Annotated in this window: 9 protein-coding genes and 4 pseudogenes; 8 read left to right on the forward strand and 5 right to left on the reverse strand. The window is 60.2% G+C overall.

Going from position 1 to position 17,283, the window contains the following annotated elements:
- Positions 1-201: 201 nt before the first annotated feature.
- From XaFJ1_RS11020 to XaFJ1_RS11040, 5 genes and pseudogenes are all read left to right on the forward strand, one after another.
- Positions 202-474, forward strand: coding sequence for a hypothetical protein (locus XaFJ1_RS11020; RefSeq protein ID WP_012916747.1), 273 nt, complete (start codon positions 202-204; stop codon positions 472-474).
- Positions 475-587: 113 nt separating this feature from the next.
- Positions 588-1,295: a fumarylacetoacetate hydrolase family protein gene (locus XaFJ1_RS11025; RefSeq protein WP_012916748.1), complete on the forward strand. Its 708-nt coding sequence runs from the start codon at positions 588-590 to the stop codon at positions 1,293-1,295.
- Between the two features lie 109 nt (positions 1,296-1,404).
- Positions 1,405-1,824 carry a large-conductance mechanosensitive channel protein MscL gene (mscL, locus tag XaFJ1_RS11030; protein WP_012916749.1) on the forward strand — a complete coding sequence of 140 codons (420 nt, stop codon included), beginning with the start codon at positions 1,405-1,407 and terminating at the stop codon, positions 1,822-1,824.
- A 180-nt stretch (positions 1,825-2,004) separates the two neighbouring features.
- Positions 2,005-3,069, forward strand: coding sequence for a LacI family DNA-binding transcriptional regulator (locus XaFJ1_RS11035; RefSeq protein ID WP_045756949.1), 1,065 nt, complete (start codon positions 2,005-2,007; stop codon positions 3,067-3,069).
- 119 nt (positions 3,070-3,188) lie between these two features.
- A pseudogene (locus XaFJ1_RS11040) lies at positions 3,189-3,996 on the forward strand (IS3 family transposase); the annotation flags it as partial.
- 217 nt (positions 3,997-4,213) lie between these two features.
- On the opposite strand, the pseudogene XaFJ1_RS11045 reads toward XaFJ1_RS11040, so the two are convergent.
- Positions 4,214-5,503 (reverse strand): annotated as a pseudogene (locus XaFJ1_RS11045) (IS110 family RNA-guided transposase).
- An 89-nt stretch (positions 5,504-5,592) separates the two neighbouring features.
- Between XaFJ1_RS11045 and XaFJ1_RS11050 the strand changes: the two are divergent.
- Both XaFJ1_RS11050 and XaFJ1_RS11055 read left to right on the forward strand, forming a co-directional pair.
- Positions 5,593-5,838, forward strand: a pseudogene (locus XaFJ1_RS11050) (integrase core domain-containing protein); the annotation flags it as partial.
- 700 nt (positions 5,839-6,538) lie between these two features.
- Positions 6,539-6,811: a SymE family type I addiction module toxin gene (locus XaFJ1_RS11055; RefSeq protein ID WP_045756951.1), complete on the forward strand. Its 273-nt coding sequence runs from the start codon at positions 6,539-6,541 to the stop codon at positions 6,809-6,811.
- 479 nt (positions 6,812-7,290) lie between these two features.
- Here the strand turns inward: XaFJ1_RS11055 and XaFJ1_RS11060 are convergent.
- A pseudogene (locus XaFJ1_RS11060) lies at positions 7,291-10,443 on the reverse strand (hemagglutinin repeat-containing protein); the annotation flags it as partial.
- Positions 10,444-10,810: 367 nt separating this feature from the next.
- Here XaFJ1_RS11060 and XaFJ1_RS11065 point away from each other — a divergent pair.
- Complete coding sequence (locus XaFJ1_RS11065; RefSeq protein WP_045756952.1) at positions 10,811-11,062, forward strand: SymE family type I addiction module toxin; 252 nt, start codon at positions 10,811-10,813, stop codon at positions 11,060-11,062.
- Positions 11,063-11,118: 56 nt separating this feature from the next.
- Here the strand turns inward: XaFJ1_RS11065 and XaFJ1_RS11070 are convergent, their stop codons facing one another.
- The 3 genes from XaFJ1_RS11070 to XaFJ1_RS11080 all read right to left on the reverse strand — a co-directional run bounded on the left by XaFJ1_RS11070 (position 11,119) and on the right by XaFJ1_RS11080 (position 16,863).
- The gene (locus XaFJ1_RS11070; protein WP_012916759.1) at positions 11,119-11,631 is read right to left on the reverse strand and encodes an immunity 63 family protein; all 513 of its coding nucleotides are present in this window, start codon (positions 11,629-11,631) and stop codon (positions 11,119-11,121) included.
- The gene (locus tag XaFJ1_RS11075) at positions 11,631-15,632 is read right to left on the reverse strand and encodes a hemagglutinin repeat-containing protein (protein ID WP_425509577.1); all 4,002 of its coding nucleotides are present in this window, start codon (positions 15,630-15,632) and stop codon (positions 11,631-11,633) included. Before XaFJ1_RS11075 ends, XaFJ1_RS11070 begins: the two co-directional genes overlap by 1 nt.
- 175 nt (positions 15,633-15,807) lie before the next feature.
- Positions 15,808-16,863 carry a cytochrome P450 gene (locus XaFJ1_RS11080; RefSeq protein WP_012916762.1) on the reverse strand — a complete coding sequence of 352 codons (1,056 nt, stop codon included), beginning with the start codon at positions 16,861-16,863 and terminating at the stop codon, positions 15,808-15,810.
- Between the last annotated feature and the right edge of the window lie 420 nt (positions 16,864-17,283).

The following is a 17,283-nucleotide window of genomic DNA, read 5'->3' on the forward strand; positions in this document are numbered from 1 at the left end:
GGAACGTGGAGCGGGCAGCGACAAGACCCCCATTCTTGCATGGTGACCCCAATGGCAGCCGCGTGCCCATTTCACCCAGGCGAGACATACAACCGATTGAGCGGCAAGCGTTAATTTTTCTATTAACGAATTTTTCACTCCGTCAGATAAAACAGCGCCGATACTGCGCGCCATCGGTTCCAATTGACACAGACGTCTGCCATGCGTGATCGCATCTACAATTTCGACCATCTCCGACAGGTGTTCGCGCCGCGTAAGCCACGCCATCCGCTGGTCAAACTGGTGCTTGGCCTGATTGGCTTGGCAATTCTGGCCGGGCTGGTGTTCGTCAGCGTGTTCGTGGGTGCGGCCATGATCCTCGGTGGCATCGCGATTAAATTAGTGAGCCAACGCGGCAAGCGTCCGGCAACCACGCGCCATCAGGTCGTCGATGGCGAATACCGCGTGGTGCGCAAGCCCGCACTGCCGCTGTAAATAGCCATCGCGTGCGCTGCGCGCATGGTCCCTGCGCGCGCTCGTTCCTCGCTCTGCACGCAAGCATCGGCGCTACACTGCCGCAATCCTTATCGCCGCCAGGGTGTTCGTGCATGCGCGACCTGTTCATCGCCCCCGAGACTCCGCGCGTTCCCGTGCGCGGACAGGGTCTGTTCCCCGTGCATCGCATCTACTGCGTCGGCCGCAACTTCGCCGACCATGCGCGCGAGATGGGCGCCAGTGTCCCGGCCACGAAGGCCGAGCGCGGCCAGCCAACGTTCTTCATGAAACCCGCCGATGCGCTGGTGATCGGCACCGAGACCATCCCCTACCCCCCAGCGACCCAGGAGCTGCACCACGAGGTGGAACTGGTGGTGGCATTGGGGCAGAACGCACCAGCCGGGGTATTACCGGTGGCAAACGCCACCGCGCTGGTGCTCGCTTACGGCGTGGGCCTGGATCTGACCCGCCGCGACCTGCAGGCAACGGCCAAAGCAAAGGGACTGCCCTGGGATATCGCCAAGGGCTTCGACCACTCCGCGCCGATCAGCGAACTGGTCCCGGCCAGCGAAGTCGGCGCGTTGGAAACACGCACGCTGTCGCTGGAAGTCAATGGCCAGATCCGCCAACAATCGCGACTGGAGCAAATGATCTGGGACGTGCCGGAGATCCTGCACGCATTGTCTATGTTGTTCGCGCTACGCGCTGGCGACCTCGTGTTCATGGGCACGCCGGCCGGCGTGGCCGCGCTGCAACCCGGCGACCGTTTTAGCGCGCGCCTGGAAAATGTGGTCGAGCGCCACGGCACCATCGTCGGCTGACCGGCAGCGCAGCCTCGCAGCGCCTGTGCCGACGTGATCGGAGCACGCCGCCGACTGCGCTAGGCTAGCGCTGCGGCGACCGGCCCGCGTCAAAGAAGAGGAAGCTCCGATGAGCATGATCCGCGAATTCAAGGAATTCGCCATGCGTGGCAACGTGCTGGACCTTGCAGTCGGCGTGGTGCTGGGCGCCGCGTTCGGCAAAATCGTCACCGCGCTGGTGGAAAAGATCATCATGCCGCCGATCGGACTGCTCGTCGGCGGCATGGATTTCTCACATTGGGCATTGACGTTGAAAGCGGCGACGGTGGACGCGGCCGGCAAGCCGGTGCAGGCGGTGGTGATCGGCATCGGGGACTTCCTCAATACCATCGTCCAATTCGTGATCGTGGCCTTCGCCATCTTCATGTTGGTGAAAGCGGTCAACCGCATCGCCCGCAAGGAACCGCCGGCAGCCAAGGCCCCAAGCGAGGAAGTGCTATTGCTGCGCGAGATCCGTGACTCCCTCAAGCACGACACGACACCCCACTGAGGCACCCGCCTAACCTGCGCGACACGGCCTCGCCACCCAGGCTAGGCATTTGACCAAGCCAATCGCGGTCAGGGAGCCAATTGGTCGACGCCAAGCCGAGACAGCGGCGCCGCACAGGCGTAAGCTTTTATACCCAACAGATGACAAACCGAAGTCCCCTTCGCAACAACGCAAGGACATTTGATGACCACACGACAACGTCGCGTGGGCTCAGCGGTGACGCTGCTGGATGTGGCCCGCCATGCGGGTGTGTCACCAATGACCGCTTCGCGTGTAATCAATCGTCATCCGCGCGTGGGCGCCAGCATGCGCGAGCGCGTGGAAGCCTCGATCAAGACGCTGGGTTACCGTCCCAATCTGGCCGGACGTTCGCTACGTACCGCCGGTCTGGCGCGGATCGGCGTGCTTTACAGTAATCCCAGCGCGGCCTACCTCAACCAGTTCATGCTCGGCATATTGGAGCAAAGCAGCCTGGAGGGCAGTCAGGTTCTGGTGGAAAAAAGCGAGGACAGCGATCACCAGCACGCTGCCGCCGAGCGCCTGCTCGCCGCTGGTGCCGACGGGATGATCCTGCCGCCGTCAGTATGCGATGCGTATCAGACCATCGAAGCGCTGGACGCACGCGGCATCCCACTCGTGGCGGTGGCCACCGGCGCACCAATGCGCGGCGTCAGCTCGGTGCGCATCGACGATTACCAAGCCGCGTGCGCAATCACCCGGCATCTACTGGAACTGGGCCACCGCGATATCGGCTTCATCAGCGGCGATCCCAGTCACACCCCGAGCGCGCTACGCAGCCGCGGCTTCTTCGACACCATGGCCGCAAGCGGACTGACGGTGGAGCCAACACGTCTGGCCGAAGGTCTGTTCACCTATCGCTCCGGACTGCTCGCCGCGAGTAACCTATTGCAGACAACGCCGTATCCGAGCGCAATCCTGTGCAGCAACGACGACATGGCCGCCGCTGCAGTGGCCGTGGCCCACGGGTTGCGCCTGCGCGTGCCCGAGGATTTATCGATCGCCGGTTTCGACGACACGCCAGTCGCAACCACGATCTGGCCCGAGCTGACCACCATCCACCAACCGGTCACCGCGATGGGCCGGACCGCCGTGACGCTGCTGCTCGACGAAATCCGCCAGCACCGCAACGGCCTACCGCATCGCGGCATCCACGAAGTGATGACATATACGCTGGTGTCGCGCGGCTCCACCGCGCCACTCGCTGCGGCACGCGCGCGGCGTTAACGCTGCCCGTGATCGTGGACAGGAACGCAAAGACATGCAAGGGTGTGTCAGCCTCCCGTAAAATTGATCCAGCCATAGCTAGAGGTCTCCGTGCGCACTAGCCACCGAGGAGACCAACGATGCGCAAGAGCAAGTTCACCGAGAGCCAGATCGTCGCCACGCTGAAGCAGGTGGAGGGCGGTCGCCAGGTCAAGGATGTATGCCGTGAGCTGGGCATTTCCGAGGCGACGTACTACGTCTGGAAGTCCAAGTACGGCGGCATGGAGGCTGCTGAGGTGCAGCGCCTTCGGGACCTGGAAACCGAACACGGCAAGCTCAAGCGAATGTATGCCGAGCTTGCGATGGAAAACCATGCATTGAAGGATGTCATCGCAAAAACATTGTAGACCCGGCGCATAAGCGCCCGCTTCTTGCCTGGCTCATCGAGCCGCATAGCTGGAGCGAGCGCCCGGCCTGTTCGGTGCTGGGCGTGGCTCGCTCGACGGCACGCTATCGGCGCCGTCCTGATCGGGATGAAGAGGTCATTGCGCTGCTGTCCGAGTTGGCGGAGCGTTTTCCCGAGCGTGGGTTTGGAAAGCTCTTTCAGCTCATCCGCCGTCGCGGACATGTGTGGAACCACAAGAGGGTCTGGCGTATGTATTGCCTGATGAAGCTCAATCAACAGCGTCCCAGCAGGCGCCGGGTCCCGACGCGGCATCCACAGCCACTGGCATGCGCACAGCGACCCAATGCGGGATGGTCGATCGACTTCAGTCCGATACGTTGTGGGACGGTCGACGGTTCCGCACGTTCAATGTCATCGACGATTTCAGTCGGGAAGCCTTGGCCATCGAAGTCGACCTCAATCTCCCGGCTGTCCGCGTCATCCGCACATTGGAGCGCATCGCGGCATGGCGCGGTTATCCGAACAAGCTTCGTTTGGACAACGTTCTAACTGTGGAGTCAAGTCTCGACTTACGGGCGCAAGCAAACGAGGCCGTCTCGGACGTCCTTTGCACGCGGCATCCGCTACTGTCGAAATGCGCCCGTGAGCTTCCACGATCAAGAAGATCCCCTGATCTGAACATAATGAACACGAGGTCCAGTGAACGGCCTCGACCGTACCTAAAACAGCATGGGGTCCCGTGGAAGGCCCGAACATTATCTACAGGATCCTAAGCGGTCCCGACGGCCCAACAGAGAGGGGTCGATCCACGGGGGGTAAACTCGTTTCGAAGTAGCAGCGGTAGCTGGATTGGTGTTTGACGAGACTGTAGGCGACCCGCGCCATCTTGGCCGCCACGGCCGTGAGTGCCTTACGTTTGCGATCAGCATTGAGCGGATCGGACCGGATGTAGCGCTCGTACTTTTCTCTGAAGCTGTTCTCGCGCATACGCACTGCAACCGTAGCCGCGAACCAGAACGCGAAACGCAAGCGTGCGTTGCCGCGCTTGGAGAGCTTCTCCTGACCGCGAAACTGACCGGACTGGCATTTGGCCAGGTCCAACCCGCAGTACTTCAGGAACTGCCGGTGATGTGCAAAGCGCCGCAGATCGCCGGCCTCGGCGAGGATTGTGAGAGCGAGCACAGGGCCTACACCAGGCAGGGAACACTATGCTTCGTAGTCCGTGCGACCCTGCAGTACTCCGCGTGCGGTCTCGACCAAGGTGTCGCGCTGCTCGATCAGTTGCTGATAGCGCCGGAGTTGCAACCGGAACGTGTCGAGCGCAATGTCGTCATCGGCGATCGGTAGGCCTACGCTGGTGCAGGCAGCGTCATACAGTTCCCGGATCCATGCCCGTTTGTTGACCTTCCGGCCCACGATGCCCCAGGCCTCGCGCTCGAAGGCCTCGAACGACAACACGCGGATCGACGCGGCGGTCGGGAAGCGCAGCAGGAATTGCGCGAACCATGCCGCTTGCGTGGTGCAGAAGTAACGCTCGACTTCGGGAAAGTACAGCGGCAGGTAATGCGTCAACAGACTGTGTTGCAAACGTGTCCGCGCTAGGCTGATCTGGTAGTGCGTCTTGGACAGCTCCTGGAGCCCGTGATGTCCAGCCATCAGTGGGTCGACGAAACGTTGCGTGATACCTTGCTTCAACAACGCCAGGATGACGCCCGCGTCCTTTGGATCGTTCTTGTCCCACGAGTTGAATACGGCTTCCCGGTACCGCGCTGCGGCCATCGAAGAAACTAGGCATACCTCCAAACCCTCCCGCAGCAAGCGGTATGCGAGCGTGCGATGGTAATCGCCGGTTGCCTCCATCGCGACGCGAACCGGTGCCGGACAGGTACGCAGCAGATCGACCAGCCGCTGGTGGTCCTCGTGCGTGCTTGCCATCCTGAAACGCCGCTGTTTGCCGTCGGACGTCTCGATCAAAACCGCGTGAGTGCGTTTGGCGATGTCGATCGCCACGTATGTGGCAGCAGGCGTAACCTCTTGTCGGGCAGTCATCATTGACGATCTCCTGTGGCGTGTGAGAACCCTCAGGATGATCCGCTCAATGGTGGCTGCCCAATCGAACATGCTTCCACAGGTACTACGGGCCGGAATTTGTCGCGCTGGCCTTGGCGGAGTGGGCCGAGCGCCAGGGCATCGCCTTGGACTTCATCGAGCCGGGCCGTCCGATGCAAAACGGCTTCATAGAACGCTTCGACGGCAGCTACCGGCGTGGTGTCTTGGACATGCATATCTTCCGCACACTCAGCGAGGTCCGCGAACAGACCGAACACTGGTTGGCCGACTACAACCAACAGATCCCGCACGACAGCTTGGGCGGTCAGTTGCCCGATCTGCTCGCGCACCAGCTTCTGTTCGTAGTACCCATCGCCCAGGCGCTGCTGCATGGTGTCGGCGTTGTAGCCCAGTTGCCGCAGTTGCGCGTCCGAACTCAGCCACACCCGGTAGTTGGTGAAGCGTGGATCCGTCTCCACCAGTGCGTGGCCGCCGTTGGGCTGCACGCTGAACAAGCTGGCGCTGGGCAGCTGCGTGTTCGGCGTGCCCATCACGATGCGGTCCGGCGAACCGCCTGCTGCGTTGACCGCCACGCTGCCGCCGACCGTGCCCTGCCCGCTCACCGCGTCCATGGCGGCAATGCGCACGTATGTATTGCGCAGATGATCGGTTGACATCGAACGCAACCGACTGCAATCTCTTCGACAAGGAGCTTCGAAACTCCTCAGACAGCGGTACCCACCTCCGTGAAACTGGTGGGTTTTTTGTGCCTGTTCGCAGGTGCAAACCGACGCAATGCCTGCGTCGGGAGGGCGGCTAATACAACACCCTTCGGGGAAATACGCCCGCCGGCTACGTGCGGTTTCTAACCTCCCGACATCCCGTCGCCGTTGGCGGCGGTTCTCGTACACCGAGGAGGCATATGCCATGCGTCAACCATCATCCCGCCGCAGTACAAAAAGCAAACATTCGACATGCCAAGCGATGCCATGCACGGACCTGCAATGGACGTTTGTGGAACCGACGCCCAGCCCCATGATGACGCGCGAGCAGGCGGAAGCACTTAATGCCGCCGAGCTTGCACGCGCACAGCGCCCACCGCGACGCGTGCGTCCGACGCAGCAGTGCACCATGGGTTATGGCTACTATCCCGACAGCCAACAGCCCGTACCCGCACTGCGCCTGCGTGGCCGCTGGCTGGAACAGTTGGGCTTCGCCATAGGCTGCAAGCTGCGCATCACTGTGCGGGATCGTGAGTTGGTTATCACGTTGGTTAGTGAAGAGTGCATACCATTAAAGGAACCATGAAGACAGTGGGTTGCGCAGTTCAGTTGACAGACCCTGACAGACTCTTAATGAAATCGTGGAGATGTAAAAAATACTAAAGACCAAGGAATTACAGCAAGAAATATAAATAAAATGAAATAATATCGAGACAAAAATGCACGTCCACGAAAGATGAATAAAATCTCAACTATTGTCAGAAAAAATAAAACCGACTCGATCGTGAAGTAAAAATAGTAAATTATGTCCTTAGCTTTCCAGCCATATGAAAAAACATGGAAGCAAGTCCTTACCAACATCCCAAAATCACCAACACAGCTAAGTCCGTATGAAATGAAGAAAAATCTCACGACCTTCCTCAGATTGCCAAAAAATAAAGAAATTGGAATGACTACAATCGAGGCGGCCACAATAAGGACATTAGCCAAGAAAAAAATAATCTCCCACCCAAATCCTCCCATTATCAAGGCACATCTCCGCGAAAAATCATGGTTAAATTAAAATTAATTTCCAGAGCAGCCATTTTGCATACCCATACTCCTACATCCAGTATTAATACGCCCCTCCGGATCAAGCATATCGTCAACTCCACCTATAATTTCCATGCCATAAACAGTGCCGCGAACCATTTTACCCATATACTTAACATGTATCTCCTGAAGAATAGGATCGCGCTGCTCTTTACCTAGCTGCCTGATACTCCACTGCCTCGAATCCATTGCGCCACCTCCGAAATATATTTCACTAAAGCTATCATGACCACTGGACATTATCTCGTTTCCAGCCGCTGATCTCCAATCCTCCATGACGTTACCAGATCCAAAAAACTTATTGTAATAAGCTCCCCCTTCAAAAAGCCAATTGCTCAAATTCGTTCTAGATTGATTCTCAGCAGCAGCAAACCATACTGCCCCTGTCTGCCTCGCCATCGCCCCGAAGAAATCCGCACGCGGAATAATATCGTTGATTGCCGCATAGACTTGGCGATCACCGAAGACTAGATCCAAGGTACTCTTGCGAGAATCTTTAATATCACCATCCATCTGCGTCAATGGAGCACGGTAAGGCGCACCAGTTAAAAAAGAAGCATAGCTTTTCCAAGACTGATCCCCCACATAACTGAGCGCCTCGCGCACACCCTGCTGGCAAGCGCTTCCCGAAGGGTCTTGGGAACATGCCTGCTGTAGCGCGAGGTCGTTGCTTTTCGAGAGGGCAACGTACTTCTGCACTACCTCGTCGCATCCCCCGGTTATTGAGCACGATGCTAACTCACTTTGCAGCTGAGTAATTTGCTGGTGGTTCAAATAATTATTCGCCACCTCATTCCCTGCCGTCGCCGCGCCCGATGCACCACCGGCCACAGCACCCGCCGCTGTCGATGCCAGGCCCGTCAACGCATCGGCCAGTGGCCCGGTCACGCCGGCATTGCGTAGCGCATCGGCCACCGCCGGGGCCGTCAGCGTGCCCGCCGCCGCGCCTGCGGCGCCGCCTACTCCACCGGTCAATCCTCCCACCGCCGTATGCGCCAGCACCCGCAGCGTGCCATTGGCACCCCACTGGCTGTCCAGTTGGTCGGCCTGCGCGATCAATTGCGCTTTCTGATCCGGGTCGGTGGTGTTAGCGGCTTGCAGCCGCATGGCCGCCGCTTCGTTCGTCTTGTGCTCGGCGTAATCCCCAATCGCCTTACTGGCCTGCTGCCCGAACGTCGCCATGATTTCCGCACCAGCGGTCACTTGCTGTTGCAGTTGTTGCCCGTTCCAGTCCTTGACCAAGCCATTACCGCTGTCCCCGGTATGCACGTCGCGGTTCAGTGCGGCCAGGGTGTCGGCGATGCTCTTGCCGCTCTTGGCTTGTTGCCCCGCTGCATCGGTGATCGTCAGGTCGCCACCGCTGATCCCGCTGTGGGTGATCGAGGTCTGGCTGCCGCTCTTGCTGTCGTAGCCAGCGGCCGTTCCCCTCGCCCCGCTGCCCTGGTTCTGCCAGGACCAACTGCTGCCCTGGTTCGCCGTCGGGGGCATTTGGCTGCTGGCCGTGTCGCCACTGCTGCCGTCGCTTTTGCCATCGCTCTTGCCATTGCTACCGCCCGCCGCATACCCCCCGGACAGGTTCACGCCCGTGGCCTTGTAGTGGCTGGTGTTGGTGATGTCGGCCACCGTCAGCGTGCCGGTGGTCAGTTGGTTGCGGCCTTGGTCGATGGCCGCTTGCGTGCTCGCGATCACTGCGCCCTTCAGGTCGGTGTTGCCGTGCACGGTGATGTCGAACCCGCCATCGCCGGCTTGGATGCCGCTTTGTTCCCGCACGCTGGCAAAGTCGCCATCCACCTTGGAGTGGCTATAACTCGCACTGCCGCTTGCGCCGATACCCACGGTGACACTGGCGCTGGCAGCCGTGTCGTGGCTGGCGTAGTGGCTGGTGTCCTGTTCGCTGTGGATGTGCAGGTCGCCCCCCACATCCGCCATCACCCGGTTGGCCGACAGCACCGCGCCATCCAGCGTCGTGTCATTGCCACTGAGGATGGTCGCGGTGTTGCCCGCCGACAGGTGGCTATTGCGTTGGGTCACGTCCGTCCCATCGCCCTGACCGTGCGCGGTGCTGGCGTTGGCAGTCACCCCCATCGCCGCGCCGTCCGCGCCATAGTTCACCGCCACACCGATCGCCGCGCTGCCGCTCTTGCTGCGGCTGTGCTGCTCGCTTGTGTCCTGTGCCGACTCCACCGTGATGTCGTGGTCGGCCGCCAGCAACAGGTTGTTGCCCGCTTTGACGTCGCTGCCACGGATCAAGAGGTTGCTGTCGTCACCGCCGCCGGTGGCGATCAGGGTGACGTTGCCGCCAGCGTGCAGGGTCGAGCCCTTGCTGGTGTCGCTGTGTTGTGTGCTCTCGCTATGACTGCGGCTGCCGCCCACGGTGATGGCGACGTTGATGCCCGCTCCTTGCGCGACGCCCTTGGCGCTGTCGGCCGAGAGGTTGCCCATCGCCTGGCCCGCCCCATACGCGCTGTACGCCGCCGACGCCCCGGCCAGCGCCTGCATCCGCGCATCGCCCTTGGCCTGGCTGCCCGCCTGCGCGCTGTGCACCGCCCCCTGCGCCAGGTTCAGCGCCGCCGAGGTCACCGACGCCGTCAACCCGCCTTGCTTGAACGCCGTCTTCTGCGTGCTGTCGCGGGTGTCATGTACCTCGGTAATCGCGATGTCCTTGGCCTTGGCGGTGAGGTCGCCTTGCAATGCCATCACATCGCTGCCGGTGATCGCCAGCGTGTTGCCCGCCACCAGCGTCACGTTGCCGTCCAGGCTGCCCACCGTGCTGCCGGTGTGGGTCAGCGTGCTGCTGGTGGTATCGGTCTTGAGCGATTGCTTGCCGTAGGTGACGCTGAGACCACCATTGCCGAACAGGCCGCTCTTCTTGCGCTGGCTGTCGTGTTCCTCGCTGTGCGTGTTCTGCGCTGCCTCCAAGGTGAGGTTGTTGCCGGCGGCCAGCACCACGTCGCCGGTGCCGACGATCTGCGCGCCCTGCGACAACAGGTCGTTGCCCGCCGCGATGTGCACCGTGTCGCCACTCAGGCTGCTCGTCACCGCTAGGCTATCGTGGCTCTCGTCGTGCGTGGTCGTGGTCTTGCTCGACAGCAACCCGCTCTTGCGCGTGCGTTGGTCCACCACCGCAGTTGACATCGAACCCAACCGACCGCAATCTCTCGACCAAGGAGCGTAGAAACTCCTCAGACAGCGGTACCCACCTCCGACAAACCGGTGGGTTTTTTGTGCCTGTTCGCAGGTGCAAGCCGACGCAATGCCTGCGTCGGGAGGGCGGCTAATACAACACCCTTCGGGGAAATACGCCCGCCGTCTGTCTGCGGTTTCTAACCTCCCGACATCCCGTCGCCGTTGGCGGCGGTTCTCGCACACCGAGGAGGCTTTTGCAATGCGTCAACCGTCATCCCGTCGCAGTACAAAAAGCAAACGTTCGACATGCCAAGCGATGCCATGCACGGACCTGCAATGGACGTTTGTGGAACCGACGCCCAGCCCCATGATGACGCGCGAGCAGGCGGAAGCACTTAATGCCGCCGAGCTTGCACGCGCACAGCGCCCACCGCGACGCGTGCGTCCGACGCAGCAGTGCACCATGGGTTATGGCTACTATCCCGACAGCCATAAGCCCGTGCCCACATTGCGCCTGCGTGGCCGTTGGCTGGAGCAGCTGGGCTTTGCTATCGGCTCCAAGCTGCGCATCACTGTGCGGGATGGTGAGTTGGTGATCGCAGTGGTTGGTGAGGAGTAAATGCGAGTGAACGAGCCTTGAGGGCCAAGGCTACACAGTTCAGTTGACAGACCAAATTAGCGTTTCGATCCACTTCCACGACGCGGCAGCAATCCCTTTGCCACGAGCCATGAGTGCAACCTTTCCATCACTGATGCAGTGTCCGATTTTGTTTTTTTGGCTGCTATTACAGAATCCAGCATCTTAAGCTCCTCGTCAGACTCTTCTCTAGCTTTTTTACCCCAAACAGGACTCAGGCGCTCCATTAAATTAATTCTTTCCATGAGAAATTTTTTCCTGCCGCAATTGACATCATTAATCTCCCTGAAATCTTCGGAATCCGTAATAATTCTAGATATAATTCCATCAAGAATCCAATGAAGGACCTCATCACTAGAAAAAGTCTCCCTCCTAAATATTTGACACCCCCTCTCATCACGCGCACAAATAAATTTACCATCCTCGAATATTAAAAATTTCTCCCCATCAGTTCCAGGGCCCGTCCTGATAAAAAGCAAACTCTCCGGCGCACCAATTTTCCTCCCAAGAAAAATTAATTCATTCTGTATTTTTACTATCTCTTCTTTCATTAATTTACTCTTTTTAAGAATTCATTGTCCAATAACCATTGCACATCAACCCTATAAGGGAATCTCGGTAAAATTTGCACACCTCCTCCAGGCTGACCGAATGCAGGCGCTATCTTTCCTTGAATCACTGGCAGTGGCTCTATGACTTCATATTCATAGTATCCACCACTTCGTGAACCTGGCGCCAAGGCTCTTTGCTCATAAGGCACCCCATTAGGCGATAAAAATCTTCCTTCAGGATCGCCATATCTATCCAATTTTGTACCTACACTCAAAGTAGTTTCAACACGTTCCCCTGCAAATCCAAGATTCTCTGGCCAATCCCAAGCGCTACCATCAGGCTTCTTGAATTGATCATACATCGAAAAGCCGCCAGACTCCGCATCGACCAAGGCAGAACCAGAATAAAATCCGCCCCCATACTTAAATACCTGCGCATCAGCAGCGCCAGCACGCATCTCCTTGGTCACAAATCCCAGCGTGTAACCGGAAGAATTCAGCGTTTCCTTAATAGATTTTATCGCCTTTCCGGCAACATCCCCTCCAATTTCACCAAACTTGGAAAGAATCACTGCGCCGGCAACACTATCCAATGCGCCGTTTATATTTCCATTAACCAGCTTCTTTGTCACATCTGCCGCAAAGCCAACATCACCACTGAACGTTGTAGCCCCAATCCATGCATCACGACTCATGACTCCGCCGACATAATCGCTCGCCCAGCCACTACTCGTGCGATTCAGTGCTTGCAATAAGAAACGCCCATCATCATTGCTGACAGCTTTATTCAACACTGCTCCGTACACTTGGTTGAGCGCCGTTGTGCCACGTAGCGTGTCGGCAAACATCGAGTGATCGTTGTATTGCCCCCAGTCGGCAGCGAAGTCCGTGTACGTCCTATTTGTCTGATTGATGCTGTCCAGGAAGCTTAATGCAGGGCCGTCCTGAGCGACTTGCCCACCCATGCCTAGTATCTCGTTCCACCTACTGTCTGTTTGACGCATCGCCTGGATTATCAGGCGTTGTCTGGCTGCCTCCACTTGCTCCGGAGTGCATGAGTCACCACATTGCAGCGCAGCGAAGTTGGCTGCGTTCTCATTGATTTTCTTGATTTCGTCCGGATGCAACTGCCGATTATTCGTATCCTCGTTGAACGCCGTCGCCGCACCGCTTGCACCGCCGGTGACCGACCCCAATCCCGCTGCCAAGCCCGCACCCACCGCTTCACGCACGCCATCGGGCAGGTCCTTGGTCAGTTCGTTCAACCTCGGCGCCGCGCTGGCGGCCGCGCCCGCGCCCAACGCGCCTTGCACACCGCCGCCCAATGCGCCCATCGCCGCATGCGCCGCCACACGGTAAGCCCCGCCTTCATCCCATTTGGCCGCTTCCGCTTCGTTGCCCTGCGCACGTAGTTCCAACGCCTTTTGCGAAGCGTAATCCCCAATCGCCTTACTGGCCTGCTGCCCGAACGTCGCCATGATTTCCGCACCAGCGGTCACTTGCTGTTGCAGTTGTTGCCCGTTCCAGTCCTTGACCAATCCATTACCGCTGTCCCCGGTATGCACGTCGCGGTTCAGCGCGGCCAGGGTGTCGGCGATGCTCTTCCCGCTCTTGGCTTGTTGCCCCGCTGCATCGGTGATCGTCAGGTCGCCACCGCTGATCCCGCTGTGGGTGATCGAGGTCTGGCTGCCGCTCTTGCTGTCGTAGCCAGCGGCCGTTCCCCTCGCCCCGCTGCCCTGGTTCTGCCAGGACCAACTGCTGCCCTGGTTCGCCGTCGGGGGCATTTGGCTGCTGGCCGTGTCGCCACTGCTGCCGTCGCTTTTGCCATCGCTCTTGCCATTGCTACCGCCCGCCGCATACCCCCCGGACAGGTTCACGCCCGTGGCCTTGTAGTGGCTGGTGTTGGTGATGTCGGCCACCGTCAGCGTGCCGGTGGTCAGTTGGTTGCGGCCTTGGTCGATGGCCGCTTGCGTGCTCGCGATCACTGCGCCCTTCAGGTCGGTGTTGCCGTGCACGGTGATGTCGAACCCGCCATCGCCGGCTTGGATGCCGCTTTGTTCCCGCACACTGGCGAAGTCACCATCCACCTTGGAGTGGCTATAACTCGCACTGCCGCTTGCGCCGATACCCACGGTGACACTGGCGCTGGCAGCCGTGTCGTGGCTGGCGTAGTGGCTGGTGTCCTGTTCGCTGTGGATGTGCAGGTCGCCCCCCACATCCGCCATCACCGTGTTCGCCGACAGCACCGCGCCATCCAGCGTGGTGTCGTTGCCACTGAGGATGGTCGCGGTGTTGCCCGCCGACAGGTGGCTGTTGCGTTGGGTCACGTCCGTGCCATCGCCCTGACCATGCGCGGTGCTGGCGTTGGCGGTGAAGCCCATCGCCGCCCCCTTGGCGCCATAGCTGATCGCCGCGCCGATCGCCGCGCTGCCGCTCTTGCTGCGGCTGTGCTGCTCGCTGCTGTCCTGTGCCGACTCCACCGTGATGTCGTGGTCGGCCGCCAGCAACAGGTTGTTGCCCGCTTTGACGTCGCTGCCACGGATCAAGAGGTTGCTGTCGTCACCGCCGCCGGTGGCGATCAGGGTGACGTTGCCGCCGGCGTGCAGGGTCGAGCCCTTGCTGGTGTCGCTGTGTTGTGTGCTCTCGCTATGACTGCGGCTGCCGCCCACGGTGATGGCGACGTTGATGCCCGCTCCTTGCATAGCGTCCTTGGCGCTATCGGCCGAGAGCAGCTTGCCCATCGCCTGGCCCGCCCCATACGCGCTGTACGCCGCCGACGCCCCGGCCAGCGCCTGCATCCGCGCATCGCCCTTGGCCTGGCTGCCCGCCTGCGCACTGTGCACCGCCCCCTGCGCCAGGTTCAGCGCCGCCGAGGTCACCGACATCGTCAACCCGCCTTGTTTGAACGCCGTCTTCTGCGTGCTGTCGCGGGTGTCATGTACCTCGGTAATCGCGATGTCCTTGGCCTTGGCGGTGATGTCGCCTTGCAACGCCATCACATCGCTGCCGGTGATCGCCAGCGTGTTGCCCGCCACCAGCGTCACGTTGCCGTCCAGGCTGCCCACCGTGCTGCCGGTGTGGGTCAGCGTGCTGCTGGTGGTATCGGTCTTGAGCGATTGCTTGCCGTAGGTGACGCTGAGGCCACCATTGCCGAACAGGCCGCTCTTCTTGCGCTGGCTGTCGTGCTCCTCGCTGTGCGTGTTCTGTGCCGTTTCCAAGGTGAGGTTGTTGCCGGCGGCCAGCACCACGTCGCCGGTGCCGACGATCTGCGCGCCTTGCGACAACAGGTCGTTGCCCGCCGCGATGTGCACCGTGTCCCCACTCAGGCTGCTCGTCACCGCAATGCTGTCGTGGCTCTCGTCGTGTGTGGTCGTCGTCTTGCTGGAGAGGAACTTTTTCTTGCGCGTTTGCTCGTCCACCACGCTGTCGTGTTGTTCCTGCGTCGCCGTCAGCGCCACGTCGTGGCCGGCGGCCAGGGCGATGCCGCCGGTCTGGCTCGCCACCGCCGTCGATGCCAGGGTCAGGTCGTTGCCTGCGCGCATCACGATGTCGCCACCTGCACCCAGTTGCGTGCCTTGCACGTGCTCGTCGTGGGTGGAGGTGACCAGCGAGTGGCGCTTGCTCACGCTGCTGTTGGACTGCGTCGTGCTGTCCACCACCGCCTGACTATCGATGTCGTGGCCGGCCTGCACCGCCAGCGTCTTGCCGGCGCCGATCTGCGCCGCTTGCAGGGTCACATCGTGGCCCGCCGCCAGCACCACGTCGCCGGCGCCTTGCACGCTGCTCACCGCATGCGTGGTCTCGCTGCTGCGCTGGTAGTTGCGTGCATCGTGTGTGGCGTCGGTGCTGTGCGTGAGCGTCTGCGCGCCCAGGGTCAGGTCGTGACCGGCCACCAGTTGGGTCACCCCATCGGTGCCGGCGTTGCGTACCTGTGCGCCCTGCAAGGTCACGTCGCCGCCACCCACCACCGACAGGATGCCGCTGCCATTGGCTCCGGTCACGTAGAGCATCGCGGCATCCACGAAGTGATGACGTATACGCTGGTGTCGCGCGGCTCCACCGCGCCACCGGCAGGACCACGCGTGTTGACTTAACGCAGCCCTTCACACGATAGCGCGAGGCGGCAAGACATTGAACGAGCCACCGCCATGGCGATCACACAACTGCGGCATCGCATCATCCACGGCCCTGACGGACGACCTGGACATCGAACACACCCAGCAACCCGTCTAACGGCACCCTGGCACGGCGCTGCTTCGGGTTGACCACAAGCTCCTGGGCACGCAGCAATTCCAGCAAATGCTCGGCCAACGGCATGACCATGTGCCGGCCCCAACACCGTTCGGATGCGTGTCCGAACGGGAGATAGCCAGGCAGCGCATCGGGATCCAATCCATTCCAACGTTCTGGACGGAACACTTCGGGATCCTCCCACAGTGCCGGGTCGCGATGACTGAGAAAGGGCAGTATCAGCACGTCGTCGGCAACGCCGATGCGCGGGTCCAAGGCGACGTATTCGGGCGAGGCGTTGCGCATCAGACTCCAGGACGGGGGCAGCAAGCGCATCGCTTCGTAGAGAATGTTGCGATTGGACGCCGCCGCATCGAACGGCGAGCCGAGCCACAGCGCGTTGGCGACAAGCGTGGAGATGGCGAAGCACACCGACGCAGCCGCGCGCCGGTACAGGCCCATGGCGTAGCGGCGCTCGCGGTAGCAACTGGCGCCTTTGGCAGCGATCAGCTTGGCCAGCGCCGAAGCATCCTCCCGCGGCGTCAGAGGCAATACCGCACCTGCGGCAATGACCATCCAGGTCAGCATAGGAGTCAATTGCAAGGCTCTGTCCATCAGCACGCGCAAGCGCCATGGGTCCACGCGGAGCAACAGGTCGCGCAGATAGACATGGCCGACATGCGGCCACGAACCGGACAGATCGAGCGTTACGGGAACCGGGCGTTTCAGCGCCTCGCGCACATCGGAGCCGATCGCCTGCATCAGCTTCGATGCTTCGGTGCGCGGGATCGAGCGACCTCGCAGGGGTTTGAACGTCGGGCGTTCGTGCTCCGTCGCGGGCCGGGCCGCGAGCACACGATCAATCAGCGTCGGACCAGCGACGCCGAGCATATTCGTTTCCAAACGGAATAAATCCTGCCCAAGATGCTCGTGCAACAAGGCCTGCAAACGCGGCTGCAAGATTGTCGTTCGCGACTCGCGATCAGCCAGGATGGCGGGCATCCGAACTATCTCCTAGTTGGGAAAACCGATCCCTGGCACTCAGCATCCACAGACATAGGGCGTATTACATGCAAAAAGCGACGCAGAGCAGAACGTGCGGCGCAAACCACCCAATGAATACCATCATCGAACAGGAACCCCATGCCTGGTTAAGGACATGAAGTTCCTTTCACCGACCGCATATCGTAGAAGTAAAGGATTGCCCTTTAGGGAGGGTGATTGTCACGTTATGCAGCAACTGCAAGTGGCAGCAATGGCGATCAGTACGAGATGTATAAAGCCCAAGCAGAGGACTTCAAGCTCTTCTTGTTGGAAGAAAGCAATTCCTTGATAGTAAGCATTAGCTTCATGAACGGCATCATCACAAAAGTAAAGAATTGCCCTTTCGGGCGTGCGATTGCATCGTTTACAGCTATGTTG

Origin of the sequence: Xanthomonas albilineans (genome assembly GCF_009931595.1) — a bacterium.
Taxonomy (GTDB): Bacteria; Pseudomonadota; Gammaproteobacteria; order Xanthomonadales; family Xanthomonadaceae; genus Xanthomonas_A; species Xanthomonas_A albilineans.